The organism is Gimesia chilikensis, assembly GCF_007744075.1.
Classification (GTDB): Bacteria; Planctomycetota; Planctomycetia; order Planctomycetales; family Planctomycetaceae; genus Gimesia; species Gimesia chilikensis_A.
The window spans coordinates 7,925,218-7,949,017 of sequence record NZ_CP036266.1 but is presented as its reverse complement, the minus strand read 5'-3'; the positions used below and the strand labels follow the sequence as shown (position 1 = coordinate 7,949,017).

25 protein-coding genes and 1 pseudogene are annotated in these 23,800 nt (G+C 45.7%); 12 read left to right on the top strand and 14 right to left on the bottom strand.

Going from position 1 to position 23,800, the window contains the following annotated elements; all coding sequences use genetic code 11:
• Nucleotides 1–394: 394 nt before the first annotated feature.
• The 3 genes from HG66A1_RS30300 to HG66A1_RS30290 all read left to right on the top strand — a co-directional run bounded on the left by HG66A1_RS30300 (nucleotide 395) and on the right by HG66A1_RS30290 (nucleotide 2,668).
• Nucleotides 395–1,279: an ArdC family protein gene (locus HG66A1_RS30300; RefSeq protein WP_197996884.1), complete on the top strand. Its 885-nt coding sequence runs from the start codon at nucleotides 395–397 to the stop codon at nucleotides 1,277–1,279.
• A gap of 139 nt (nucleotides 1,280–1,418) precedes the next feature.
• Nucleotides 1,419–2,312 carry a hypothetical protein gene (locus HG66A1_RS30295; protein ID WP_145193080.1) on the top strand — a complete coding sequence of 298 codons (894 nt, stop codon included), beginning with the start codon at nucleotides 1,419–1,421 and terminating at the stop codon, nucleotides 2,310–2,312.
• 47 nt (nucleotides 2,313–2,359) lie between these two features.
• The gene (locus tag HG66A1_RS30290) at nucleotides 2,360–2,668 is read left to right on the top strand and encodes a hypothetical protein (protein WP_145193078.1); all 309 of its coding nucleotides are present in this window, start codon (nucleotides 2,360–2,362) and stop codon (nucleotides 2,666–2,668) included.
• Between the two features lie 27 nt (nucleotides 2,669–2,695).
• Here HG66A1_RS30290 and HG66A1_RS30285 read toward each other — a convergent pair whose 3' ends face one another.
• Entirely contained in the window at nucleotides 2,696–3,352 is a 657-nt protein-coding gene (locus HG66A1_RS30285; protein WP_145193076.1) for a carbonic anhydrase family protein, read from the bottom strand.
• 155 nt (nucleotides 3,353–3,507) lie between these two features.
• On the opposite strand from HG66A1_RS30285, the gene HG66A1_RS30280 reads away from it, so the two are divergent.
• The 4 genes from HG66A1_RS30280 to HG66A1_RS30265 all read left to right on the top strand — a co-directional run bounded on the left by HG66A1_RS30280 (nucleotide 3,508) and on the right by HG66A1_RS30265 (nucleotide 5,801).
• The gene (locus HG66A1_RS30280; protein ID WP_145193074.1) at nucleotides 3,508–3,795 is read left to right on the top strand and encodes a hypothetical protein; all 288 of its coding nucleotides are present in this window, start codon (nucleotides 3,508–3,510) and stop codon (nucleotides 3,793–3,795) included.
• A 55-nt stretch (nucleotides 3,796–3,850) separates the two neighbouring features.
• A complete protein-coding gene (locus HG66A1_RS30275; protein WP_145193072.1) occupies nucleotides 3,851–4,066 on the top strand; it encodes a hypothetical protein in 216 nt (71 codons plus the stop codon).
• 573 nt (nucleotides 4,067–4,639) lie between these two features.
• A complete protein-coding gene (locus HG66A1_RS30270) occupies nucleotides 4,640–4,885 on the top strand; it encodes a hypothetical protein (RefSeq protein WP_145193070.1) in 246 nt (81 codons plus the stop codon).
• 340 nt (nucleotides 4,886–5,225) lie between these two features.
• Nucleotides 5,226–5,801, top strand: coding sequence for a recombinase family protein (locus tag HG66A1_RS30265; RefSeq protein ID WP_145193068.1), 576 nt, complete (start codon nucleotides 5,226–5,228; stop codon nucleotides 5,799–5,801).
• 374 nt (nucleotides 5,802–6,175) lie between these two features.
• Here HG66A1_RS30265 and HG66A1_RS30260 read toward each other — a convergent pair whose 3' ends face one another.
• From HG66A1_RS30260 to HG66A1_RS30220, 9 genes and pseudogenes are all read right to left on the bottom strand, one after another.
• Complete coding sequence (locus HG66A1_RS30260; protein ID WP_145193066.1) at nucleotides 6,176–6,475, bottom strand: hypothetical protein; 300 nt, start codon at nucleotides 6,473–6,475, stop codon at nucleotides 6,176–6,178.
• Nucleotides 6,476–6,562: 87 nt separating this feature from the next.
• Nucleotides 6,563–7,480: a formylglycine-generating enzyme family protein gene (locus HG66A1_RS30255; protein ID WP_197996883.1), complete on the bottom strand. Its 918-nt coding sequence runs from the start codon at nucleotides 7,478–7,480 to the stop codon at nucleotides 6,563–6,565.
• A gap of 341 nt (nucleotides 7,481–7,821) precedes the next feature.
• Nucleotides 7,822–8,889 carry a copper-binding protein gene (locus tag HG66A1_RS30250; protein ID WP_145193061.1) on the bottom strand — a complete coding sequence of 356 codons (1,068 nt, stop codon included), beginning with the start codon at nucleotides 8,887–8,889 and terminating at the stop codon, nucleotides 7,822–7,824.
• A gap of 58 nt (nucleotides 8,890–8,947) precedes the next feature.
• Entirely contained in the window at nucleotides 8,948–10,024 is a 1,077-nt protein-coding gene (locus HG66A1_RS30245) for a hypothetical protein (RefSeq protein ID WP_145193059.1), read from the bottom strand.
• A gap of 21 nt (nucleotides 10,025–10,045) precedes the next feature.
• Nucleotides 10,046–10,591: a hypothetical protein gene (locus HG66A1_RS30240; RefSeq protein WP_145193057.1), complete on the bottom strand. Its 546-nt coding sequence runs from the start codon at nucleotides 10,589–10,591 to the stop codon at nucleotides 10,046–10,048.
• A gap of 78 nt (nucleotides 10,592–10,669) precedes the next feature.
• A complete protein-coding gene (locus HG66A1_RS30235; protein ID WP_145193055.1) occupies nucleotides 10,670–11,752 on the bottom strand; it encodes a hypothetical protein in 1,083 nt (360 codons plus the stop codon).
• A gap of 84 nt (nucleotides 11,753–11,836) precedes the next feature.
• Nucleotides 11,837–12,058, bottom strand: a complete 222-nt coding sequence (locus HG66A1_RS30230) for a hypothetical protein (protein WP_145193053.1) — start codon at nucleotides 12,056–12,058, stop codon at nucleotides 11,837–11,839.
• Nucleotides 12,059–12,689: 631 nt separating this feature from the next.
• Nucleotides 12,690–12,770 (bottom strand): annotated as a pseudogene (locus HG66A1_RS32965) (ATP-binding protein); the annotation flags it as partial.
• Nucleotides 12,771–12,963: 193 nt separating this feature from the next.
• Nucleotides 12,964–13,656, bottom strand: coding sequence for a carbonic anhydrase family protein (locus HG66A1_RS30220; RefSeq protein ID WP_145193051.1), 693 nt, complete (start codon nucleotides 13,654–13,656; stop codon nucleotides 12,964–12,966).
• Between the two features lie 154 nt (nucleotides 13,657–13,810).
• Here HG66A1_RS30220 and HG66A1_RS30215 point away from each other — a divergent pair, with 154 nt between their 5' ends.
• From HG66A1_RS30215 to HG66A1_RS30200, 4 genes are all read left to right on the top strand, one after another.
• The gene (locus HG66A1_RS30215; protein WP_145193048.1) at nucleotides 13,811–14,419 is read left to right on the top strand and encodes a hypothetical protein; all 609 of its coding nucleotides are present in this window, start codon (nucleotides 13,811–13,813) and stop codon (nucleotides 14,417–14,419) included.
• Between the two features lie 447 nt (nucleotides 14,420–14,866).
• Nucleotides 14,867–16,171 (top strand): DUF4339 domain-containing protein, encoded by a 1,305-nt coding sequence (locus HG66A1_RS30210; RefSeq protein WP_197996882.1) that lies wholly within the window; start codon nucleotides 14,867–14,869, stop codon nucleotides 16,169–16,171.
• 56 nt (nucleotides 16,172–16,227) lie between these two features.
• Nucleotides 16,228–16,782: a hypothetical protein gene (locus HG66A1_RS30205; RefSeq protein WP_145193044.1), complete on the top strand. Its 555-nt coding sequence runs from the start codon at nucleotides 16,228–16,230 to the stop codon at nucleotides 16,780–16,782.
• A 66-nt stretch (nucleotides 16,783–16,848) separates the two neighbouring features.
• On the top strand, nucleotides 16,849–18,447 hold the full coding sequence (locus HG66A1_RS30200) for a hypothetical protein (RefSeq protein ID WP_145193042.1): 1,599 nt from the start codon (nucleotides 16,849–16,851) through the stop codon (nucleotides 18,445–18,447).
• Nucleotides 18,448–18,460: 13 nt separating this feature from the next.
• Here HG66A1_RS30200 and HG66A1_RS30195 read toward each other — a convergent pair whose 3' ends face one another.
• The gene (locus HG66A1_RS30195; protein ID WP_145193040.1) at nucleotides 18,461–19,081 is read right to left on the bottom strand and encodes a HEAT repeat domain-containing protein; all 621 of its coding nucleotides are present in this window, start codon (nucleotides 19,079–19,081) and stop codon (nucleotides 18,461–18,463) included.
• Between the two features lie 184 nt (nucleotides 19,082–19,265).
• Between HG66A1_RS30195 and HG66A1_RS30190 the strand changes: the two genes are divergently transcribed.
• Nucleotides 19,266–21,584, top strand: a complete 2,319-nt coding sequence (locus tag HG66A1_RS30190; protein ID WP_145193038.1) for a protein kinase domain-containing protein — start codon at nucleotides 19,266–19,268, stop codon at nucleotides 21,582–21,584.
• A 515-nt stretch (nucleotides 21,585–22,099) separates the two neighbouring features.
• On the opposite strand, the gene HG66A1_RS30185 is transcribed toward HG66A1_RS30190, so the two are convergent.
• The 3 genes from HG66A1_RS30185 to HG66A1_RS30175 form a co-directional block, all read right to left on the bottom strand.
• The gene (locus HG66A1_RS30185; RefSeq protein WP_197996881.1) at nucleotides 22,100–22,774 is read right to left on the bottom strand and encodes a recombinase family protein; all 675 of its coding nucleotides are present in this window, start codon (nucleotides 22,772–22,774) and stop codon (nucleotides 22,100–22,102) included.
• Nucleotides 22,775–22,937: 163 nt separating this feature from the next.
• On the bottom strand, nucleotides 22,938–23,183 hold the full coding sequence (locus HG66A1_RS30180; RefSeq protein ID WP_145193034.1) for a hypothetical protein: 246 nt from the start codon (nucleotides 23,181–23,183) through the stop codon (nucleotides 22,938–22,940).
• A gap of 65 nt (nucleotides 23,184–23,248) precedes the next feature.
• A complete protein-coding gene (locus HG66A1_RS30175) occupies nucleotides 23,249–23,683 on the bottom strand; it encodes a hypothetical protein (protein WP_145193032.1) in 435 nt (144 codons plus the stop codon).
• Nucleotides 23,684–23,800 lie beyond the last annotated feature (117 nt).

Sequence of the window (23,800 nt, the reverse complement as noted above, 5' to 3'; positions counted from 1 at the left end):
TCTGTGGTCTGGGGAAAGAAGTCGCTGTCAGCTTGTTGAATATAGGCATGTGTGACCATGGGGGAAGAGTTACAGATGTCAGTGTGACCTCTGTGGAATTACAAAGCCACCCATCTTTGAGACGTAGCATAGTCGTTTTGTCATCTCTTTCCTGAGCGTATTCCGATTCCCATCTCATTGAAAGTTGAGACTCCAATACAACAGCCCTCAAGCCAATCGCAATAAATGCCTGTTATACAAGGCTTTTTAAACGCGAACACTTTGAACCGAATCAGTATCATATTCCTCAATCCCCCCTCATCTCAATTCTCAATGAGAGCCACCTCTACGCCACAGAATTCTGGCTGACACCCGCAAACAAGCCGTCCAATCAACCTCATCTGGAGACGGTAAAGTGTCAAACAACAATCAAAAGATCCGCGAAGAAATTACAAATCAAATCATTTCTGCTTTGGAGAGAGGATCACTCCCGCCGTGGCGTAAACCTTGGAGCTGCGACCGTAACGCAGGAATGCCAAAGAATGTTGTGTCAGGTGATTTATACTCAGGCGTTAATCCTCTCTTGCTGGGGCTCGCCTGCGAGAGACATGGATTTCAGTCGAGGCACTGGGGCACTTATAAGCAGTGGGAACAGTTCGGTGGCAAAGTAATGCGTCGACCATCGCATGTCTCCAAAGGTCAGTGGGGTACAAAAATCGTGTTCTGTAAAGCCATCACGAAGAAGAAGGAACATGAGGAAGAAGAGACTTACTTCCTGCTTCGAACTTACACCGTCTTCAACATCGACCAGATTGAAGGCGATCATTTGGATCACTATCGCGTTGGTCACAACATTGACACCCGCAATGAAGATAGCAACTTCTACGAAGAAGCTGACGAATTGATCGCGGCAACCGAAGCGGATATTCGTCATGGAGGCAACCAAGCATATTACGATATACCCAGAGACTACATCCAAGTTCCCAATCGAGATCAGTTTTCAGGAACTGGATATTACGAAACTCTGTTCCATGAGCTCGTTCATTGGACAGAAAACCGTCTGAATTGGGATCGTGAAGGTAATGGCTACGCACTTGGCGAACTAATTGCGGAGATCGGAGCGTGTTACTTATGCTCGGAGCTTAATATCCCAATGAATGATGAAAATCATCATGCCTATCTCGATGGCTGGCTCCAAAAAATGAAGCAGGATTCATCATTCATCTTCAAAGCTTCTTCTCAAGCCTCTCGGGCGACTGATTACCTCATGTCGTTCAAGCCCGCCGGGGTTTCTTGCTGACACCCACAAGTAGATCGCCGTCACTGATCAAAACAGATCTCTGTGGTCTTTCACATTACGTTGAGGACCACTGTTAGTTCCAGATCAGGGCGGCGATCACTTCTATACGACACCCGCAATTACAACGAAAGGAATAGAAATGGAATCTTCGCAGATAAAGACATCCCTAGAGAAAAAACAGGAACTACTTTCTCATCATGTTCGGTTGGTCGCCAAGAAAATGAGCCACAGTTTGCTGATTTATGGAGCTCAGGGCGGCATGGGCAAGAGCCGAACAGTGTTACAAGTTCTCGACGAATATGGAGTAGATCCGGTTTTAATTAATTCGCACATTACGCCACTTGCTTTGTATGGAGTGCTTTGGCAACACCGCGAAGATTCGATTCTGTTCTTCGATGACGTGGATTCCATGTTTTCCTCGATGCCACACCTTGGCCTGCTTCGGTCTGCACTTTGGGGAAGCCCCCGTATTGTGACCTACAACTCGTCGCAACTGTCCAACTTGCCAAGCTCGTTCGAGTTTACAAGCCGTGTCATATTTGCGGTGAATGTCATTCCCAAAAATGATGCATTCAAGGCCGTCTTGTCTCGATGCGATCAGTTTGAATTAAGTGCTACTAACGGCGAGGTCATTGAGATGATGCGTAATCTCTCTTCGGAAGGATTCCATGGAGTGACACCTGATGAGTGCGTAGAGGTCATCGATTATATCGAATCGAATGCCGAAGACCGTCAGTTATCACTGCGGCTTCTTGGCCCAAGTCTGAGAAAGCTGAAATATGCTCATGAGGAGGGCATTGACTGGCGTCCCCTGATCAAAAGCCAGTTGAGTTCACTTGGGCGTAAACAGGTTGCAACCAAGCGACTTGACAATAAATCGGCTGACGCAAAAGTGATGAAACAGGCAATAGAAAAACATCCAGAGTCACCAGCGGATCAGCAGACTTTCTTTTGCAACACGACCGGAAAAAGTCGTGCAAGTTTTTTCAGAGCTCGTCAACGATATCTGAAAATGCAGGAAGAATCTGAGTGACACCTGACATCTTTCTATTACCACACCTATCCAGCAAGGATCACAAAATGCTTAATCAACTCGCCACATCCGACGGCAATATCGAGAGTCTTCGAAAAGCAGCCAGCGATGCCATCGCAGTTCAGGATGCTGTCAATCTTATTGCAGTTGCTGGATGTTTCCACAGACACCTCAAAGCCATGAGAGAAACTGGCATATCAGGGGATGAGCTCAATAATCATCCAGTCACGATTTGCTTTGCCAGCAAGATCTCCAGTTTGTGCAGGATGACGCCAAGCAGAGAAGCCGATGCCTTTTTGGCCAGCCAAAAGATGGCCAATGGCGAAACAATTCAGTATGAGGTTATTCCCATCTGACACCTTGAGACTCACCGTTCCTGATTCTTACTTCTTCCCTTTGGGTTTATCATCTTCTTTAAATGTGGAAAGGATATATCTACGATTCAGTGGTTCAGGGAATCGAGCTTCTGATTCAAAAATTTCCAGTAATTCTGAAAGCTCCGTTTCGTTCACTTCAAATGAATCTTTGATAACAACCCAACTGACATTTTCACTATAGGGCGGCGTGGTCAGTGAGCCTTCATACCGATAGTGTTTTTTCCAGTCCTTTGGCAGGAAATCGTTGGGATCAAAAGAAACATGATAGTCGTCTTTAGTATTTGATCCTGCAAAAGATATGGAAGCAATCTGGGTCAACAGCTTATGCACCGGATCTTTGGTTTTTCCGGGGTCAATGAATATCCCGATAACTGCCAGTGATCCATCATGCGAATTCTGATGAACCACGTGTAATTCCATCGCGTGCTGGCTGCCATCCACCCAATGCTCACTGGGATGGTGAAAATGGAACTGCCTCAAGTGATACTGCTTCCCGGAGAGTTCGATGTATTGGCGACAATCCGATGCGAATAAGACCTGCATTCCATGATCACCTTTATGAATGTGACCATATACATCGCTGTTCCATTTAATCTTTAATTTGCCATCTCCAAAGTCTGCATAGATCGGATTTCTGATATCGATGGGGGATTGCTGGCTCATGATGTGCTCTTTCTATTCTCAAAAAATGGATTCACGGTTGTTCAGATTGTCCCAGATCAGATTCAGTAACTCAAGAAAATTCTTCTCTGAGTAGTATCTGACACCCAACAGATGATTGTTCGAGTAACCAACAATCACTTAATGAAGGAAACGAGATGATCCAAAAAAGCAAACCTCTCTTCCAACTTGGTCGGACCGTTGCCACGCATGGAGCTCTTGATGCTCTCCAAGCCAACAATCAGTCACCGCTTGAGTTCTTTGAAAGACATCAACATGGGGACTGGTCTGAGCTGTGTTCGGAAGATCGCCAGACCAATGAGCAGGCTCTTAAAGATGGCGACCGGATTTTCAGTGCCTACCACCTCAAGGACAACACCAAGGTCTGGATTATTTCCGAAGCGGATCGCAGTGCGACTACCATTCTACTGCCCGAAGAGTATTGACAGACACCCTGACTCACAGTGTTCACAAATTCAATATTCTTTTCGGGAGAAACACATGACGGACGATCATCTTGACCAGTTCTGTGAAGATCAGTTGAACGGCAACTATGGCGACATTCTGGATGAACAAGCGGCTGACGAGTTCGCCCAAGAGTACGACGAAGAATATCCGTATGACGAACCTTGGGACGACATTCTCCAACAGCAAGAGCTTGAAGATTTCGAACAATGCGATGAATACTTCGGTTTCTTCGGATACGGCGAGTTCTAATCTCTGATTCCCAGAAACAAGACAACCACAAGGCTGCTGTGAGATTCAATATGAATCTCACAGCAGTTTTTTCTTTTAGAGGAGATCGATATGGGTTGGACATATCCGACTGGAGTTTCACGAAAAGAACTCATTCAGCAGCGGACTAAATCTTGGGAACGTGAACTCAATGGAGTGACTGTTAAATCAACTTGTCTTGCCAGTTGTTTTAGGGGTGGCAAGTTCAGCGGCGTGCTATGGAGCGTCTGGGAGCGGACCTTTGAGCGAGAAGGGAAGCAGGTTGAGAGAACTCAACGCTGGATCACGTGTGATTTGATTCGATGCCATGGAGGGGAGTGGGGCTATAAAGACATGCAAGAAGCAGAACACCCATACTATTACTCATGCCCGATAAGGTATCTCGATCTTGTGCCTCTTGACCGATATGGCGGCCATCCAGATTGGAGGCTGGAAGTGAGATTCCGGCATCAGGAAAGACTGGAAAAAAGGCGTCAGCGTAAGTCTCAAGGTCTCACGCAATGACACCCGCGAGTGATATGTAACAATCACTTTTTACTTTATCAGGAGTTTTAGATGACTGATCAGACAGAATCCATTCGCCGGGAAATGACTCAAAGCATTAATGCAGTTGAGGGAAGTCGGGAGTATCTCGAAGCCAAACATGGGCAGGTCTGGGATACCAGTGAACTGCAGCAGGAATATTCAGTTGAAGGCTTCTTGGCCCCCTTAGTTTTGGCGACAAGAAAATCAGACGGGATTCGTGGGACTTTAAAGTTCCAACATTCTCCGCGTTTCTATTTCAGTTTCGAACCGGAATAGTCAACAACACGTGTCGGTGGAGTCATGGAGGACTCCCGACACCCTCACAATACATATGGAGACCTAGATGTAATGAGAAAGAAACGCAGACCAAAAGTCCGAGCTTTAATCAAATCCAAACCCCTTCGTTCTCCCAGTAGAACTTATTATGGCAAGGGTATTCGGCGTCAGATGAGATGCTGAGATGAAGACACCCAAACTCAACTTGTCAATGTGACAATTAGAGTTCTTCGGATTATAAACCCTGAATCGCCTTATTTTGTAGGGCTTTCAGTCTCAACATCGAGTGCCAAAATGACTGTAATCATTTTGTCATTAACCTATCTCAAGGAAATCTCTCATGATCGCCTGCTATTGCCGCTGTAGTACAGCCAAACAAAAGACAGACAGCCAAGAAGCAGAGATCAGGAAATGGATTGCTGCCAATGGCTTCGATGAAAATCATATCGAATGGTACATCGACTATGAAAGTGGCAAGACCTTGAAGCGTCCTGAGTTCCAGCGATTGCAGGAGGATATCTTCAATGGGACGATCAAAACAGTAGTGTGCTGGAAGCTGGACCGACTGTCACGCCGTTTGAAAGATGGCGTGACCTTGCTGGCAGACTGGTGTGAACGGGGAATCAAAGTTGTTGTGATCACCCAGATGATCGAACTGAATGGTGCAGTCGGAAGGATGATCGCTGCTGTGATGCTGGGACTTGCCGAGATTGAACTCGAATACCGGCAGGAACGACAACAGGCGGGTATCGAAGTGGCCAAGAAGAAAGGAGTCTACACTGGCAGAAAGCGGGGCACGTACAAAGCGAAACCGGAGCGAGCACAGGAACTCAGATCTCGTGGCCTAAAGATCGACGAGATCGCTACTGCACTGGGGACAAGCAAGCGGACTGTCCTTCGATATCTGAAAGCATAAAGATCGAACGTCTGAAACATATCAAATTGAGCTCGCACGAGGCACTTGTGTTACAAAAATTGTTTTACAGAATTGTGGGGTAGTTTATGTAATAAAGTTACCCCCGGCAGGGGCTTATATTGGACCTAGCCCCCTATGTTGTTTTATATGAAGTGCATGTGACGAAAAATCGTCTATGGAAAGTTGGTTGCAAAAATTGGAATTTCCAACAGGCTGATGCTGGAGAAATTATCCTGAAAAGAATTTGAGGAAGGCGGGGCTGTAAATACCGGCGATTGGGATTTGGAACAGTTCAAGTAGGTGAATTTCGCTATAGTTTTTCATACCGTCAACACCATACATCTTTTGAACTATGAAAAATACATGGACCTAGCTCAGTCACTAATTGAACCGCTCTCTCCAGCTATTAGATTGGTAAAACCCGCAGCATCAATTTCTTCCTTTGTTGCCCATTTTGCACCAGTGGACGAAGCAAGGGAGCACTGTAATTGCTCAACATAATACTCTGGTGACTCTGGAAATAATGCAGATTCAACAGAGACATGATTTGGATTCAGCCAAACAGTGCCACATTCGTCACAAAGAAAAACAATCGCGTTGTTATCGCTACACATCCTGAATCCAATCGAACCAGTACGGCAGATCGGACACAATTCTTCAATGTAGTAAAACATACTCTTACTCTTACGGTATGTCTGATTATTGTGGCTTGTGAAGGGGGCAGGTCAAACGTCTGAATCAAACAGCTTCTAACCGAGGACCTAATAATTCTCACACACTATACGAAAACCGTAGCTGCTGGCACCCATTTCAGGATCGAACGAGCGACGGGATGCAGAACGACTCTCCTCAGCACCACGGTACCACGACCCGCCACGCAAAACGCGAGTATATCCATATGAAGGGCCTCCCGGATCAGCAGTAGGAGATTTTCCGTAGTAATCCTCACTATACCAGTCACTGCACCACTCCCATACATTGCCGTGCATGTCATACAAGCCAAATGCATTTGCCTTTTTCAAACCTACACGGTGCACGTATCTTTTGTCGATGTTGAGTGCATTCTTACTATACCAAGCATAATCTCCGAGATGGTTGAAATCCTCTCCAAAACTAAACATGGTTGTTGATCCAGCACGGCATGCGTATTCCCATTCTGCCTCAGTCGGTAACCGATACTTTTTACCTTCCTTTTGACTCAGCTTGAGGCAAAAATTCACAGCGTCTTCCCAGCTAACGTACGTCGCAGAGTAATTATCACCATCCTTAACTAATCGTTTTCCTTTCCAAGGCTCCGATCCCATCACAGTTCTCCATTGCCCCTGTGTAACCTCCGTTGTCGTCATATAAAATGGCTTACTGATTCTGACTCGATGTTTCGGGTGTTCGTCTTCAAAGTATTCTGCGTTGCTGTCGAAAAGTAGAGCAATCTCAGCCGTTGATTTTGCACTTCCCATCAGAAAATCCCCCGCTGGAATCTTTACCAACTTCATACCAATGCTGTTAGTAATCAGTTTTTTATCGCTGGAAGGTTGAGGAGAAGAAGGTTTGGACTTAGCAGGCGGTTCTTCGGCCAGACAAACGGTTGGTGAAAAGATCATCAATAACCCTAATACTTGAATGACCTGTTGAAAGGGACGGTAAATAGAAGTTTCTTCTTGCGATGTTTTGTATTCCACCTTGTACTCCCTCATCATAAAAGCTCAGACCAAAGAATGATCATACAGTGTTCGAGAGAAACACTTAACAATTATATTATCTGCACATACACAAAGATGGCAATGGATTAAAATATCTTTGGCTGTGAAACACTATCCAAATCCGTTTTTGAATAACTAACTAGAGCGATTAACCATCGATGATCACAGGTCTGGGAGGAACATCGAGGAAATCCGCAGGGAGTTGTGATTCAAGCGGACAGATCATCATGGGACTCTTAGAGTGGAAATCACCAACTTCGCAATAAGAGTGAGAGAAATTTCCATTTGCAATTCTTCCGTAGTTGAAAACGAAATCGTTCCTATTTCGACAAATCATAGTTCTTGATGCACCAGATTCCCTCGCTATCTTTCTCGTCAGTAACCGGAGCAGAGAAGAACAACTCATGAGTGGCGGGGCAGTATCTGGGAAATCTCCCGATGATCAATTCTCCATCTACTTCAATTTGCTTTTGAAATATTGAAAAGATCTTGTCCTTGGTTGAGTCTCTTCTAAGGACGAGAATTTCCCCAAACGCTCCATGAGTTTTGTTAGTGCGTTTGGTGAGAAGCAATGACAAACCGTCATCAGTCACAAATGGAGTTGTTGAAGGGATCGGATTAGGATGTGGAAGAATGCGATGTATCTTTGCGATGTCCCATTTGGATGATCTGGTCTCACGAGTAACCACCCAATGACCTTTCTGATTGTCAGCAGGACCATAGCATGACAAATATAATGAAAGCCCGTCTGGAGAAAGACACGGAGTCATTAGAATGCCCATATCACGAAGTTCCCGAATTTCCCTCGGAGGTGGAAAATTACTCATTAGGTTGTTTCGAGTCGAGAAGAATAATTTTCTCCCCATATCCTTGTTACCAATTTTAAGCGGACGGCATAAAACCATATATAAACCATCTTCGGAAACAGAAGGCATGAAACCATCGAACAGGCGAGACTGCTTCTGGAAAGGCTCATCTACATTCTTTCGCTGAGCCTCCCAAATTGAATCATCTCTAGTCCAGTAAATTGACAAGCCATCTTTGGAAACCCAAGGAGCAAAATTGGAAGAGCCAATATTCAGTTCGTCCAGAGCTATGGCTTTGGAGCTTGGGGATGATCCATTTTGAGTCGTTTCGATTTTCAAAACGGTCTCCAGATCTAGGTGATAGCTCAGAGTCACTTTCTGTCCTGCTTTGAGTTTAGAGAGGTCAGTATTCTTGCTCACATCGAATTCTGTTGTTTTTCCTTTTCGTTCGACTGTGATTTTATTGTTTTGAGGATCAACTGATTTAACGGTTGCTTCAATCGAAACAACTTCTGCTTGAGCAATACTTGTTGCCAGAAAAAAGATCATGGCAAAGCATGTTATGGTCAAAATGCGGTACATTCTGGTAGCCTTTATTTTTGAGTAATACTTGAATCTGTGAGTTCACCATCAGCGAGAATCACTTCAAACCGGGAATCAACTTTTCAGGATCGAAATTCTTCAACACCATCAATTTCAACTCACCATTTCCGTTCTCAGTCTCACCAGCAAAAAACAATTCATTAGTCGCAGCAACATATCTTGGAAAGATCCCACGCACTGTGATCCCCTCAATATTCAGGACACTCGCACTGTGAAACCCACCCTGAGCATCTCTGCCAGAATGTATGATGATGTTTGATCCTTGCGAGATGTCCTTACCAGTGCAAAAAAGATATTTTCCATCTCGTGAAACATAGGGATATTTCATTTTGCCGATGGGGGTTAATTGCAGAGGCTCAGGTTTGCTCCAGTTTGAAGCCTTTGTCTTTCTTTTTAATATCTGAATCTGTGGACCAAACCCCTTCCTCATGCTGTCGCAATATAAGGTCAGTCCATCAGATGACAGACAAGGTCCGGCCAAGAATCCGTTTTTGATAACAGCAGTGGTGATTCTCGATGGACGCTTAAAGTTATCTTCAACAGTCTCTCTGCTCGTCTGGTAGAGCCCTCTGTTGAGGAACAAAATCATTTCGAGCCCGTCATCGGAAACAGTAAAGTCCTGAGCAGGAATCAGTCGCTTGGGATTTTCGAACAACGACTCTTTATCTTTTCTCTTGGCACTCCAAATCCATCTCGTTTGTTGCGAAGATTCTTTGATCGTGAAATAAATCGTCATACCATCTGCTGAAAGGCAAGGATTACTTTCTTCTCCATTCACATCTAATTCCGTCAAGACAGCCAATTCAGGTCGTTTTTCAATCGGCGACAACACCTCGATCTCCAGAACAATTCCAAGTGCATCATGATATTTCAGCCTGACGGATTGTCCTGCCTGCAATGAGTTTGAATTTAGAGACTTGTTCTTCGCGGTGATCTTTGTATTTTTACTGAGCTCAAGATCGAGTGATTTATCTTTGTCGATCACCGAGATTGTACGCTTTGTGGGATCAACTGATTTGATTTTTCCGTCGATTGTTTTCTCAGCAGCATGAATCGAGGTTGTCGCGAAGAACATGATCAAAACCGTTAATACTGATAAGTGAAATCGAAACATTATCGTCTCCTTTAAAAAGGTTTATGTTCTAATTAAACAATTACACTGAGGACAAATAACACCTGTCGTTTTGAACGCACCAAAGCTGGGTTCTTTCACCAACATTCCACATCCATGACACTGCTCAATATCATTTCCGTTTCCGCAGTTCCAACAGGTGTCAATTTCATGTTCGACACGAGCACCACACTGCATACATTGGTACTGCCAGTCCTCCGGCGGCACAAAGTCGGTGATAGGCTCACTGAGCCCTCCCACTCGTTGAGTCACTGAGTCCATATTAAAGGGCGGAGGTAGACCGTCGAAATAAGGATCTCCACCCTCAGAGATATATTGCTGGTAGTCTGGATCATGTCCTGACATTGCCCAGCCCAATAATCTTATGATTCCCCACATCACTAGAACCCAAAAACTAACAGCAATAATTCCACCGATCCAGATCGGGCCAATAGCCGCACTTACACCTAATGCCCCGAGAATATAGAAAAGAGTAGTCCCGAGTGACGCTCCAAGTGCAAGAATACGAGCAATTATTGTTGTCTTTGATGTTCGTGGTTGGCCGCTCATTTCATACTATCCTTCCAAAGACGACATAGGTGTCAATCTCATTGATCCATTAGATCGAAATGTGACAACTAGATCTGATCACACACGTGCGACGTACTTCTCTATCATGGGATGCTTCATCAGAAATCCATTTATCAAATTTCGCATATCGTCCATTGTCGCTTGGTATATTCTTGCTGCCTGCTGACGCTTCTTCTCGATATCTGAATTCTCAGCATCTATTTTCTTGTTGGTATTGTTGAGTTTAATTTGCTCTTTATTTCTTTGAGCTTCCCATTGCTTCAATTCCATCTGTTGTTGGTTTTGCATCTCTCGTTTCTGCTGCTTATTTACTTCCAGCCCTTGGATGAATTGCCAGAGCAATGCGATTCCAGCAGCAGTGATTGCTAGGGAGATGATTATCACGTTGAACGGCATTGGTTCATTACTTGTCAGAGAGACGATAGATCCGAGCAAAAGAGGAAGATTGAATAAAACAAGTAGGCCGCCACACCCAGCTTTGGCAACGGATTTGCCATCACCTAATTTCGTGACATTATTAGCACTTGGTTTTGGTGGCGTTCTATACGTTTTGGGGAGATTGAGACGTTCTTTCAATGGAACATCTCTGACAGGATCAAATCCTCTTGCTTTACGCTGATGATAGACGCCAACTAAGTATTCGAAGTTTTGGAGCTCTTGAAATTGATCTGGAGGAAGTTGTGTGAGAATCGCTTTAGCTTTCGTCATCATTGCGTCAAAATGACGTTTGTCATTCAGGTCAGACAGATCAGCCGTAGAGAAACCATTCCCCGGACGATCAATGATTTGAAGTAGACGATTCATCCCAAATGCTGCCGCGACTGGATCACCATAAGCCTCAGTTTCTTTGAGGTACTTCTCGAACTGAAACAAAATTTCCTTGAGAGAACGCTCTCGTTGTACCTGCTCCAGATGAGTGGCTTGAGCCTTTGCAATTTGATCGAGAGTTCCTGAAATTTGATTGAGGAACTGGTTTGTGTGACACGCTTGATATTGGAGTTGCTCCAGTAGCTGGTTTGTTTGAAATTGCTGGATGTTCTGATTGACCAACAAGCCGATCTTGGCCGCGTCGGTCAACTTCCTGCGACGAATTTCTTTTTGATACTCTTTGTCGCGTTGCACAAGGTCGTAGTTACTCATTTGTCAGCTCTTTTTTCAGTGAGTGAGTGAGTGAAAACTTGAAATCAGACAAGATGCGTTGGTCAACACCGTTGTGTGCGGGTGTCATTCGCTAAAGGAATGAGGGATGACTACATCGCATGAGATGCCACCATCTTGGGTATGTACTGTGAGCGTGCGGTTGCCTTCATCAACAACTGAATGTTGTTGAGAGGTGAATGTGGCCGGAGTAATGTCTTCTGCTTTGAGTTTGTGAAGTGAGAGCAGGAGGAGCAGGGAAAGAATCGGGTTGAAAATCGTGCACTGTTGGAGAGTATGTTTTGCCATCTGATATAACCCTTTGTGAAGAAATTTGCTGTGCGATAAATTCGGCTCAGCATATGCTTCCGGGTGTCAGTAGCGATAAAAAAAGAGGACGCCGGAATCCAAGACCACCTGCCCAAGCCCCGCCAAGGGCCGATCAGGGTAGCACAAGGCCCGACGCCCCCGTCTCGCAACGGGAGCGAAGTCCTGCACTACTTCTGATCTGTTGAGGCTAAAAGCCCCTAAATGGCGGTATTTGGGCAAAGTAAATGCTAAACGTTCGCACGTTTTATCAAGTTGTCAGCAAGGCCTTTAAAGGCCGTCAAATTCTCCTTTTGTTTTGAATCAATTGGCTTCGACTTTAGACGAAGCACTGTACTTATATTACAGGCGAGTGAGATCACAATCCACTCAGTAGAGTTGAAATTCTAGCTTGGTGGATCACATTCATCGGTAGACTAAATTCATGGGACTTATATCTGCTCGGACTACGAACATAAGCGAAATGAAATAAGTCCAACCTTAGTGGTGTTGGATATGACTCTCAGAATCCACAGAAGGAAATGTTAAGGGTCAGCAGTTGAGATAAAAAATCAAACCCTACAAATTCAAGGCTGCAATAGTTAAATTCATCCAGTATATGTTAGATATATAACAGTAGACCGTTATGCGCCAAGCTGATTTCACCCGGCGCGGGAGTGGAGCCCCCTCCCACCAGGCCCGCTTCACTGATGGTGCCAAATAGTTCATTCCTAATCGATGAGTCATTTGAGGGAGCAGATTTGTTAAAAGTGGGCTGAAAGCCCTGTGCATCCAACAATCACCCTATCTCCTGCGATACTTCCACAATACTGTTCTCGGTGCCGTTGTCATCAACTTCTCACCTTCACGGTGACAACGGCACACTGTCCAGCCAAAAGCAGGTTCTATTACTCAAAGTTTCGTAGTATGAACCTTCTATAAATCTCCTGCGGTTTACGGGCGGTATCTTGAGCAGACTGTTTTAAGTCGGCTACGTCTTCAGGATTCACTTCGACGAGTTCGGTAAAAACGACCCAACTCACGATCTCAGGATTTGACGTGCTATCCTTATGAGGCGTCGTAAGTGATCCTTCGTATCTGAAGAATCGACTGCAATCAGAGGGCAGAAATTCACAAGGATTGATGCTAGCCTGCGGTGGAGGATCATCACCCCTAGAGTCTTTAGATATGCTTTCGGGGTTAGCCTTGAAATAATCGTTCAAGATACGAATTGATTTCGACGTTTTGCTCGCCGCATTTTCTTTGAAGAACACTCCCAGCACCAAGTAACGCTGCTCTCCCGTTTCGGGAATCTTTACGGGAAGCGGGTGGACGAAGTGGATTTCGAAATCAAAATCTTGTCCGTCCACCAGATGTTCGCTCCGTGAATGAATGTGGATACGTTCCAGACATGCCGACATGCCTTCGAAGCGAGTTTCTGGCGGATCATCAAAATAGAAATCATGATCAAAGTGACCAGAGAGCGGCTCGTTGGGGTACTTGATTTCAAGGTATTCTGCTGGAAGCTGCACTCGGATCGTCGATGCTTGAATGAGATTGATGGGTGATTGTTGGGGCATGTAAGAGGATTCACTCGTCATCTATCTTCTCCTTGACTGCAATTCTGGAAATTATTCCTCGCCGTAAGGATTTACATAAAAGCCCTCAAGCGAACCAACTTCATCTGGATAATAAGGACACCGGCAACTCCAACAAAGTTTACCGCTCTATTAACTCTATTAAAAGGAGATCAAAATGCTGGTTGCCAGACTGTTCCTCATCTCGCCGCTGTGGGTGGCGTACTTCTTCCATGAAACTCACATGGGACCGATGCACGAGCAAATGCGATTCTCCACGCTCTTGATGATATCAGTGGTCGCCTTCCTCGTTCTGGCTTGGAAAGACTGCGGACGTGCTCCTCGGTCGGCAATCTCGATTATCATGCGAAATATGGCATTGACCTATTGCGTGGTTTGGTCTTTCTTACTCTTATTTGGGGCTGGTTATTTTTTTTGGTACATGATTTCACACGCCACGCTCTGGGTCATATTATTCTGGCAATGGGTTGCTCATACCATCGCCCACCATTTAATTTACCCCTATGCGGACCCGAACTACTGCGCCTTACGCAAAGCAGGATGGCATCCGTTTTGGGACACAACTATTTACAATCACGACAGCGAATTGATCAAGGATGGTGGATTTGAGGAGCCGATATACGAAGGCTTTGTGCCGCCTGCTCACTGGCGGTTTCAGTGCCCTGTATGTGGCGCAAGGCAACAAACCAATTTCGGCGTGTGTTGGAATTGCAACTACGGAGAGGACGGAGACGAATCAGCCTACTACGAACGTTGGGGAAATTGACTCGAAACTGTAAACTCTAATTGACTCAAAAACCAATACCATCCCATATTTTCATTCAATAACTGTGGATGGCGCTGGTTCCTCACTGTATATTGATACACGGATGCTTCGACAGTCTGCCGAAGCTATTAAAAGAAAACTAAAGGAGAATTATTTAACGGCCTGTAATGGCCAAACTGACAATTTAATGACGTGTAACGTCAGATACTGCTTCTCCACAAATCGCCAACCTGAGTCAAAAGACTCTTGAACAATCGAAGCAGCACTCGGACGGATGTTCCTTGAAATGGGAGCACCGGCTTTGTGTTGTTCGATTGTGCGCCTTGGCGGGCGTGTGGAGAGCGACCTCGGTTCGGTGCTCTCTTTTTTTATGCGCTGATGGCTGGGGCTAAAGGACACCGGCAAGACGACAAAACAAGTTCGTCGCACAAATTCTGGGAGAGCACAATGCCGCAAGAATGGTACTACACGAAAGACGGTGAAAGGCAAGGCCCAATCACATCCAAGCAGTTGAAACACCTTGCCAATGTTGGTGAACTTCAGCCAACCGATTTGGTGTGGACAGAAGGAAAAAACGAGTGGAAGCCTGCGAGTATTGTAAAGGGATTGTTCCCTACGAAGCCAGATTCGCCAACGCCACCACCGGTCCCCGGCTCAACGAATACGGCCAAAATGGATACGGCACCTGCTCTTTGGAATCCAACTGCCATTCGATTATGGAGTTTGCTTTTTACGTGGGGCTTTGGTGGATTTTTGATGGCTCAAAATTGGAAGTCATTGGGAGAGCATGAAAAATCAAAGAAATCGATGATATGGTTTTATTCAATATTTGGATTCATCTTTCTTGGGCTGATTACACCTGATGATGATTTCACGCTGAAAATATTTCGTTTTGTAGGACTTGGAGTTCTTGCAGCATGGTCAATATTTTCGGCACAGCCTCAAATAAATTATATCAAAGAGCGTTTTGGAAATGACTATCAAAGACGTTCTTGGGGCAAGCCCATTGGCTTTGCGTCGGCGTGTTTATGCTTTCTGCTTGTGTTTGCCGTGCTCCCTACGTTGCTTGGTACACCGGCAGAAATTCTCACAGTCCGATATGGAAAACTCGACGCTTATCCGGGCATCAGCCTTGGGAATGCCATCGACGAGTTTCTATCTGACCCCGAATGGTCGGTTAGCGAAAGTGAAGACGGCAATCACTTCGTCAATATCACTGGAGGAATGACGTATCAGGCGAAGCCCGTGAAAGCATTGCTCCAGTTTCTTGTCGTTGATGATCGCTTTGAATTTACCGCTCTTGAGTTTAACGGAATTGTTCAGAATGAAATTATGAGAGTAAGTCTGATGGAAAAGATGATGAGTGATTTCATTGATTCGGCGGGATCGGATATAGGTAGCGTGGTGCCACAAGAGACGGCATCGCAAGTAACGACATTGAGCGATTCAGAGATATTGGACTTCATTGATAACACAAAGAAGTATAAAGGCAAGGTCATTAGAACGATACTGACGATGCCTAGTGGTTTTCTCCGATCAGGTGGATCGATTGCGTTCTATGCTTTTGTCGGGACCAATAAGCTTGACGTGATGATTAACGTTGCGCCGTCTTCTGTAGATTCTTTGGCAGAGTTCAATTCCCTCGACGATCTTCCAAATGCAGATCTATTTTCCAAACTTGAAGTCACATTTCTGTGTGAAGAGGGTTCCTTGAATTACGGAAATCGAGCGATCCGAATTGAAAGACCATAATGAAATCGATACGGATACCAATAAAAACATCAGCGTAATTTAGCAAAGGGAAAGCCGTGAGCACATGTAGCTATTGTGGGCGTTATTTTGATTATCCAACAGACCATTTCCCTACCAGCCATATCGATGCTTTTGCTGGCACTTATTGTAGCCTTCAATGCAAGAGTCAGGGAGAGGGGCATCAACAGAATGAAAAGAAAGAGAACGCCGAAGTATTTTTCATGATTGTAGCCGGAGTAATCTCTTTAATTGCATTTGTACTTCCTCTGATCATCAAGGGAAGCTCGATGTTATTCTCTTGGATTCAAGTTCAATTATCGGGAACTCAATCAAATTCATTTATTACACCGCAGACTCAAGAAACAGACGATTTAGAGATCATTATAGTTGATGAGAGTGAACCAGTATCGTCTCCATCAACAACACCTCCCCATTCTCAACCAAGAAAGAATCGTCCGAAACAACTTCCTCCTGCTCTGCCAAAATCATTTTCTTCAACGAAGCATAAATCAAAAACTAGCCCTCCACCAATTCCAAAAACGATTCGATCAAAAGGAGAACCGCCACCACTTCCAATGAATATAAGTCAAAAAAAACCTCGATCACAATGAACCGTCGCTCATTAGGCCACCGGCAAGGAATCGGAAATAAGTCTAGGCCCAAGAAAGAAAAATGAAATGATGACAATTCATAAAAATAAGATCTTGCTTCTTCTGATTTTCCTTCCACTTTCCATATCCGAGGCAGTAGAGCCTACTGTGACCGTAGGAGATCGCCAAATTGTCTTTCCAGCCGGTTATAGAGGACTGAACTACTTTCCCGATGAGCCAATTAGCGTGATCAAGAAAAATCCATTTCAGTACCTCATGGTTGCTGGCAATTCAACATATTTGATGCAAGGTAGTACCTTGGACAATGCTATTCCAATCAAGAAGGTTCTCGTCCCCGGCACAAAAACAGAATTTGACAACGGTTATACCGGAATTACTTCCACTGTGTATGACAATAAAGGGAAGCGACTTCTTGCCTTCTATCACGCCGAAGATCATGTCGGCATGCCCAAGGTCTCCTACAACAAAGATATACAGGGAGCTTATTGGTCAATCGGAATGGCAGTGTTGAATGCCGACAGCAACGTCTTTATGAAGTCAGGCCAGATACTGATCCCAAGTGTTAAGAAACCCGATGTTACTCATGATCACCAAGGAATTGGGGATGTTTGTGTCATTACCGACTCATCCAACACATATTTATATGCCTATTTCACAGATTTGACTCGAAAACAGGGCAGCAAACCTGCAAAAATTGGCATGGCTAGGAGCAAGATTGCAGCCGGTGGCAGGCCCGGAAGCTGGTATAAATTCCACAACGGCGGATTTACTGAAAAGGGACGTGGTGGAATGGAAAGCCCAGTGGTGTTCCCCCCTGCCTCATTTCCTTGCGATGTCTACGCCCCCCACGTGACGTACATTCGGGAGTTGAATAAGTATGTGATGGTCTGCAATGTCATGGTCTATTCGGACCAAGAGAAACAGCTAGCCGAAAAGGGGGGAATTTACTTCTGCTTCTCTGATGATGGAATCAACTGGACAGAACCTAAATCATTGGTGACAGGCCATCCGGTTCCTTATCAGGGAAGAAAATATGTGGGACATCCCCATCTGCTGATCACCCGAGCGACTGCCAATCAAGCATCTGGCTGTCTGTTATACGCTTACACGCCACGATGGGGAACCAGAGCACCGAACCAGCCGCACCATCTGGCCAAGCGACCCATTACGATCACTTTGGACAAAGAGAAAATCACAGCATCGACAACTTCCAAACCACTCGTGGACCTTGAATCGCTTCGAAATATTGTAAAGTCGGAGAAGGTAAACGCCAAAGGCGAAATTATCAATCTGGACCTGACGGGGGTTTCAATTACCGAATCCCATCTCGCTGCCATTGGAACACTTCAGTCCTTGCAATCATTGAACCTATACAAGACGAACCTGACGGATGACGGACTCAAAGCTCTTGCCAAGCCCTCGAATCTGTCTTATCTGGCCATTGGGCGCACACGAATTACGAGTGATGGCTTACGCCATCTCACGGGACTCAAAAAAATTAAGGGTCTCCGCATTAACGGCAATAAAGACATCGGGGACAGTGGAGTACCTCACTTGACAGACATGAAGAAATTGACGGTACTCCAGATCAATAACACGTCCATATCCGAAGCGGGCATCCAGAAGCTGAAACGAGCACTTCCCAATTGCAAGATAATTCACTGAAGCTCGTTTAGTTTCAAATCGTCACATGAGTTATGTCGTTGTCCGTAATATCCAGAATCGCATCTGCTGCGACACTGCGAACAGACGAGTTTTCATCGTCCAGCATTCGCTCCAATGCAGGCACAACATCTCTTTCCAATTCTCCGAGTTGTCCGAGCAGCCAAGCCGTCTGGCAACGAATTCCTATATCGTCAGATTCCAAAGCCTTTAGCAGAACCGATAAGAGTTCTTTAGATCTTGTGGGATCAATCATCAAAATGTGCCCCGCTGCCGACACATGACTGAACTCGTCATCGCTTCCAATCCACTTCTCCAGAATTGGAACGGCATCAATCGCCTTTGCACCGAATGACGCCACAGGTGTGAGGGCGGCGATTTTTACAGTTCTGTGATCGTCTTCGAGTGCCTCGATCATAGCTGGAAGTGCAGGTTCGGTATTTTGGTCGATGTGTTCAAGTATTTTTAGAGCGAGAATGCGAAGGTCGGGGTCAGGATCGTTGAGAGATTTGGTAAGAGCGGGGACTATCTCGTCACCGAAAGGCTGAAGTGCTTGCTCGGCGTCGAATACCCGGTCGGGATCAGTCCGATGGGCGAAAGTGCGAAGAAGTTCGATTATGTTGTGGTTTTTATTCATGTAGGTATTTATGCTTGGAAATGCAACATATTCTCTGACCGGTGCTTAAAACGACTGACACCGTTCTTTTATCAGACTGGTTGGATACGGAGAATGGCTATAATTTCTTGTATTGAATACTGTTTGTGGTTACAGTACTTAGCCTATTTGAATACCTTCTAAATTCTCTAGTTGGCCAGAGTTTATGTCGCTTAGTCTGGAACAATTTGTATCTCAGCTTGAGGAAAGCGGTGTTATCTCCGCTGTGGATATCGCTGTCTTTCAAAAGTCGCAATCTCCTGCTGCGGAGTCTGCCGAAGACTTGGGGAAACTGCTGGTCAAACACAAAAAAGTCACCAAGCTTCAAGCACAGTTCGTTTATCAGGGCAAAGGAAAACAACTGCTGCTGGGGAACTATCTCATTCTGGATAAAATCGGTGCGGGTGGGATGGGTGATGTCTATCTGGCTGAACACCGTCGTATGGAAAGGCGGGTGGCTCTCAAAACTCTGCCAGCTGCGATGACCAAAGATACACAATCGATCCAACGCTTCCACCGTGAGGTCAAAGCAGCCGCAAAGCTGACCCATCCAAATATCGTGACTGCCCATGATGCCGATGAAGCCAATGGTGTCCATTACTTTGTGATGGAGTATGTGGAAGGCATTGATCTGTCAGCCGTTGTGAAAAAACAGGGTGTGCTTAAGGTTGATGTTGCCGTCGATTATATTCTGCAAGCGGCAAAGGGTTTGGAATATGCCCATGAAGAAGGAGTGATTCATCGAGACATTAAACCCGCCAATTTGTTGCTGGACAAAAAAGGCACTATCAAAATACTGGACATGGGGCTGGCACGGATCGAAGACGAAGCCCACGAAATTCCAGCCACACAGCTAACACAAGATGGCTCAGTGATGGGCACCGTCGATTACATGGCTCCCGAACAGGCCAAGGACACGCACACAGCCGATGCCCGTTCCGACATATACAGCTTGGGGTGTTCGCTGTATTACCTGCTCACAGGCGAATCGGTTTACCGAGGCAGTACCATGGTCAATCGGATCATGGCACACCAGAATGATCCTATTCCTTCACTGACAGGCAAACACATCCTCATTTCTCAAGATATCGATGCCGTGTTTCAGAAGATGGTTGCCAAGAAGCCTGAAGACCGATTTCAATCGATGAGTGAAGTCATCGTCGCAATTGAAAATTGTATTCAGATGAAGTCTTCCTCGACTGTTTCGACAGAACCGTCAGATTCAGAGTTACACAAGTTTCTGCAATCACAAAAGGTCGCATCCAGTCCGACAATTGTCATGTCTGCGGATGTCATGACGGCAGAAAAACCGTTGACCGATACTCAAAATGAGAGCCTCACTTCTGGTTTTTTGAACAACACACTGGGCGGCACCAGCTATCAACCGTTATCAAAGCGAAAGCAGTCCATCGGAAAACGGGGTGGAATTATTGCGGGCGTGGTGCTGGCTTCGCTCGTTTTAATAGCTGGAATCATCTTCAAAATAGACACCCCCTCAGGGACCATCGTTCTGGAAGTCGACCAGCCCGAATTGGCGGGTGCTGTGGTTTCTGTCGATGAGCAAAAGAAAATCACCATCAAGACGGGTGAAGGTAAAGAACCGATTGAAGTGGTGGCTGATGAAAAGACACATACATTACAAGTGACCAAAGGCGGATTCGAAACATTTACAAAGCAGTTTACGGTGAAAGCGGGTGGCAAAGAGACGATCAAGGTCCGCTTGATGCCGTCGGCAATGACTGAGAAAATACCGCCTTCCAAAGATAGTAACTATGCGTTGGAGTTTGATGGGAAGTCGAGTTACATTGCTGTAGACACGCTGAAGTATGATGGAAACCATCCGTTGACGCTGGAAGCATTTATTATCCCGCAAGCCACGAAATCTAAATGGATGGCTTCCCCGCTTGGGCTGTCGAAAGTACCCCTTAATCTAAACGTCAAATTGGTAGCAGGGAGAGCGAAATTATCAGTATATACGTTACACGCCAAATCCAGAAATCCTGATCAAACCTATTTTCTAACTACAGAATACATACCACTTCAATCAGAAGGATTTCACGTTGCAGTCTGCTTTGATGGAAAGCGATTCAAGCTGTTCCTGAATGGGAAAACATTGAAAGCAACTCTTACGAAAAGAAACGCTGATGATTCATTTTCTGAAACCGACGATGAAATAATGTTAAAAGAATTCTATCCCAGTGAGTCTTTTCACATCGGTTGTCATAGAAAAGGTGGCGGCTTCTTCAAAGGCACCATCGACGAAGTTCGTATTTCCAACATCGCCCGGTACACCGAAGATTTCACCCCTACCAAACGCTTTGAAAACGACAAAAACACAATGGCCTTGTATCACTTTGATGAAGGCAGCGGCGATGTTCTCAAAGACTTATCCGGCAACGGACACGATGGCAAGATTGTTGGTACAAAATGGGTGAAGTTGAATGATGAGTTAAAGGTGATTGAGCCAGCAACAAAAGCCCCGTAGCGTTGAGCAGTATGCAACAAGATACATGATCAAATTTGCTACTTTGAATGGTGTCTGATTTAATTCCAATCTGGAATCTGGTTAATCTGTAGATCATTGGGTTGGCATTTTAGAGTCCCAAAGAAAGCCGCTCTTGAGCCTGTAACAGTCTTCGATGGAACACTACCAGCAGTTTTAGTTTTACAATAGGTATCAAGTAAAGCTCACATTGAGGTGGTTAGAAGAGTTGCTATTCACATTCGCAAAATAGGAATTGAATAACGGAAATCCTGATAAATTAAATCGCTATCAAGTTAACGAGTTTTCAGCGGCGGCGATTTTTTCGAGATTCAATTTGCGCCATTTTTTCAGCGTGCGCAGACGATTTGAAAGTTTCGAGGTTTCTAATAAATGAGGGTGGTGACGTAGTGGTCGTGGGGCGGATACCCCGGTCGAATCTCCCCACTTTTCGAATTGGAGAAACTCGATTTCTTTTTTTGCAACATCGGATTGAAGACCGAAGCTGATCCTGACGATCAACCAACTTCGTACCGCCTCAAGACAGACCGCACCTGCACGTGATTCCATGATCGGCCACGGCGAGTTTCGTATCCGTCGTCGTTGAGGTGTCTGGCAATGGCTCGCAGTGATACGCCTTTGTCTCGAAGTTCCCTCATGATTGGATACAGGTCAGTGTAAGCAGAGTCGGCCTCTCTTCGTGCGGCTTCACCTGCTGCTGTTGCGCCCCTTCTACTCGCATCCGTAGTCAGGTTACGACATTCAGGTCTGGACGCTCCAAGCTTACCACCACGAGCTTTGTAAGCTTTGAGCGCAGCCTTGGTACGCTCGCTGATCCGATGGGCTTCGTCCTGTGCAACAGCCGCCAAGATGTGAATGGTCAGATCGTTGGCACTTGGCTGATCACAGGCAAGGAACTTGACGCCTGCCTCCATGAGACCACTCAAGAAGTGGACGTTGCGAGCCAGCCGGTCGAGCTTGGCGATGACGAGTGTGGCTTTGGATCGACGGGCATGAGAAACTGCCTTCGCCAACTCTGGTCGTTCGGACCACTTGCCTGTCTCGACCTCGATATACGACTTGAGGACTTGTGCCCCATGGGCGTTGGCGAACTGACTGACTGTGGCTTCTTGCCCTTCGAGTCCAAGTCCAGACTTGGCCTGCTTTGTCGTGGATACTCGGTAGTAAGGCACGAGTTTCAATGGATTTCTCCCAATATCACGGGGTGGTAAGAAGCCTTCAACGAACGGTCAAGGCTTCTTACCACTGGTTTTATGATGAATATGGCCTTCTTCAATACTTGCCGGTGTCCGAAAGGTGAAGCTCCCATCCTTGAGAGCCCCACCATCCACGGACCTATTCCGGGGAAAATCCGAAATAATAGCGAGGGCTCGCTTGGAACATCACACTCCCCCGCACGTTGTCACATCGACGACGAACACCGACAAACGGTGCCATGAAGCCCGTGACTTCAAATTGCTCCTGAAGCTCGGTCGTGTCCCACACTTCGCCGTGCTTGGCTTCAAGATATTCCCGACTTCCTTCAATAGCATTGATCTGTGTCACCATCTCACGGCGAGTTGTTTCTGTTGGATCAGACATTTTTGTTCCTTTAGTTGAGTGTGTTGTTGTTTCCACAGTTGTTTTGCCGGTGTCCTACTTGCTGATCACTGGCATTTTGCTGCACTCCGCTGCCGACGTTTCTCTGCTGCACGCTGATGATGTAGGACGACCTGCTCCCGCCACTCTTCGTTGCCGCCGTACTGCTCAATAGGAACCATGCGGATATATTTGATAGGACAACTGAAGAAGTAAGGACCACTGGACTCTTCCATGTCCTTATAGCCCCATCCAAAATCTCGCTGGTATCTCAGTAAGTCGCACTGAATCCAGCGTTGTTTGGGACTGGATTCAGTACCTTCTTTGTTGAAAGTGCGTTCCCAGACACTCCAAAGGACTCCTGAAAAACTGGCCCCTCGATAGCAATGAGCAAGACAGGTGCTTGTAATGACGAGGCCGTCAGGATTCGTCCGCTCCCACCCCTCGGTTCTTTCCTCGATCAAGCCTCGACGTGTGCTGCCATTTCTGAAAAGCCATCCCATGTGTTTCTCCTGTGAAGAGTTGTGTTGATTTACAACTGGCTTCCCGGTGTCCTGTTTTGGGGTAATCAGTATTCTTCAGCCCTTTCATTGCATTCGACTTCTGCGGTCAAGTAGAAT

Excerpts from the sequence above, each read along its gene's own strand:
- HG66A1_RS30295 (WP_145193080.1), top strand. The coding sequence starts at position 1,419 with ATGGAATCTTCGCAGATAAAGACATCCCTAGAGAAAAAACAGGAACTA.
- HG66A1_RS30290 (WP_145193078.1), top strand. The coding sequence starts at position 2,360 with ATGCTTAATCAACTCGCCACATCCGACGGCAATATCGAGAGTCTTCGA.
- HG66A1_RS30285 (WP_145193076.1), bottom strand. The coding sequence starts at position 3,352 with ATGAGCCAGCAATCCCCCATCGATATCAGAAATCCGATCTATGCAGAC.
- HG66A1_RS30280 (WP_145193074.1), top strand. The coding sequence starts at position 3,508 with ATGATCCAAAAAAGCAAACCTCTCTTCCAACTTGGTCGGACCGTTGCC.
- HG66A1_RS30275 (WP_145193072.1), top strand. The coding sequence starts at position 3,851 with ATGACGGACGATCATCTTGACCAGTTCTGTGAAGATCAGTTGAACGGC.
- HG66A1_RS30270 (WP_145193070.1), top strand. The coding sequence starts at position 4,640 with ATGACTGATCAGACAGAATCCATTCGCCGGGAAATGACTCAAAGCATT.
- HG66A1_RS30265 (WP_145193068.1), top strand. The coding sequence starts at position 5,226 with ATGATCGCCTGCTATTGCCGCTGTAGTACAGCCAAACAAAAGACAGAC.
- HG66A1_RS30260 (WP_145193066.1), bottom strand. The coding sequence starts at position 6,475 with ATGTTTTACTACATTGAAGAATTGTGTCCGATCTGCCGTACTGGTTCG.
- HG66A1_RS30250 (WP_145193061.1), bottom strand. The coding sequence starts at position 8,889 with ATGTACCGCATTTTGACCATAACATGCTTTGCCATGATCTTTTTTCTG.
- HG66A1_RS30245 (WP_145193059.1), bottom strand. The coding sequence starts at position 10,024 with ATGTTTCGATTTCACTTATCAGTATTAACGGTTTTGATCATGTTCTTC.
- HG66A1_RS30240 (WP_145193057.1), bottom strand. The coding sequence starts at position 10,591 with ATGAGCGGCCAACCACGAACATCAAAGACAACAATAATTGCTCGTATT.
- HG66A1_RS30235 (WP_145193055.1), bottom strand. The coding sequence starts at position 11,752 with ATGAGTAACTACGACCTTGTGCAACGCGACAAAGAGTATCAAAAAGAA.
- HG66A1_RS30230 (WP_145193053.1), bottom strand. The coding sequence starts at position 12,058 with ATGGCAAAACATACTCTCCAACAGTGCACGATTTTCAACCCGATTCTT.
- HG66A1_RS30220 (WP_145193051.1), bottom strand. The coding sequence starts at position 13,656 with ATGACGAGTGAATCCTCTTACATGCCCCAACAATCACCCATCAATCTC.
- HG66A1_RS30215 (WP_145193048.1), top strand. The coding sequence starts at position 13,811 with ATGCTGGTTGCCAGACTGTTCCTCATCTCGCCGCTGTGGGTGGCGTAC.
- HG66A1_RS30210 (WP_197996882.1), top strand. The coding sequence starts at position 14,867 with ATGCCGCAAGAATGGTACTACACGAAAGACGGTGAAAGGCAAGGCCCA.
- HG66A1_RS30200 (WP_145193042.1), top strand. The coding sequence starts at position 16,849 with ATGATGACAATTCATAAAAATAAGATCTTGCTTCTTCTGATTTTCCTT.
- HG66A1_RS30195 (WP_145193040.1), bottom strand. The coding sequence starts at position 19,081 with ATGAATAAAAACCACAACATAATCGAACTTCTTCGCACTTTCGCCCAT.
- HG66A1_RS30190 (WP_145193038.1), top strand. The coding sequence starts at position 19,266 with ATGTCGCTTAGTCTGGAACAATTTGTATCTCAGCTTGAGGAAAGCGGT.
- HG66A1_RS30180 (WP_145193034.1), bottom strand. The coding sequence starts at position 23,183 with ATGTCTGATCCAACAGAAACAACTCGCCGTGAGATGGTGACACAGATC.
- HG66A1_RS30175 (WP_145193032.1), bottom strand. The coding sequence starts at position 23,683 with ATGGGATGGCTTTTCAGAAATGGCAGCACACGTCGAGGCTTGATCGAG.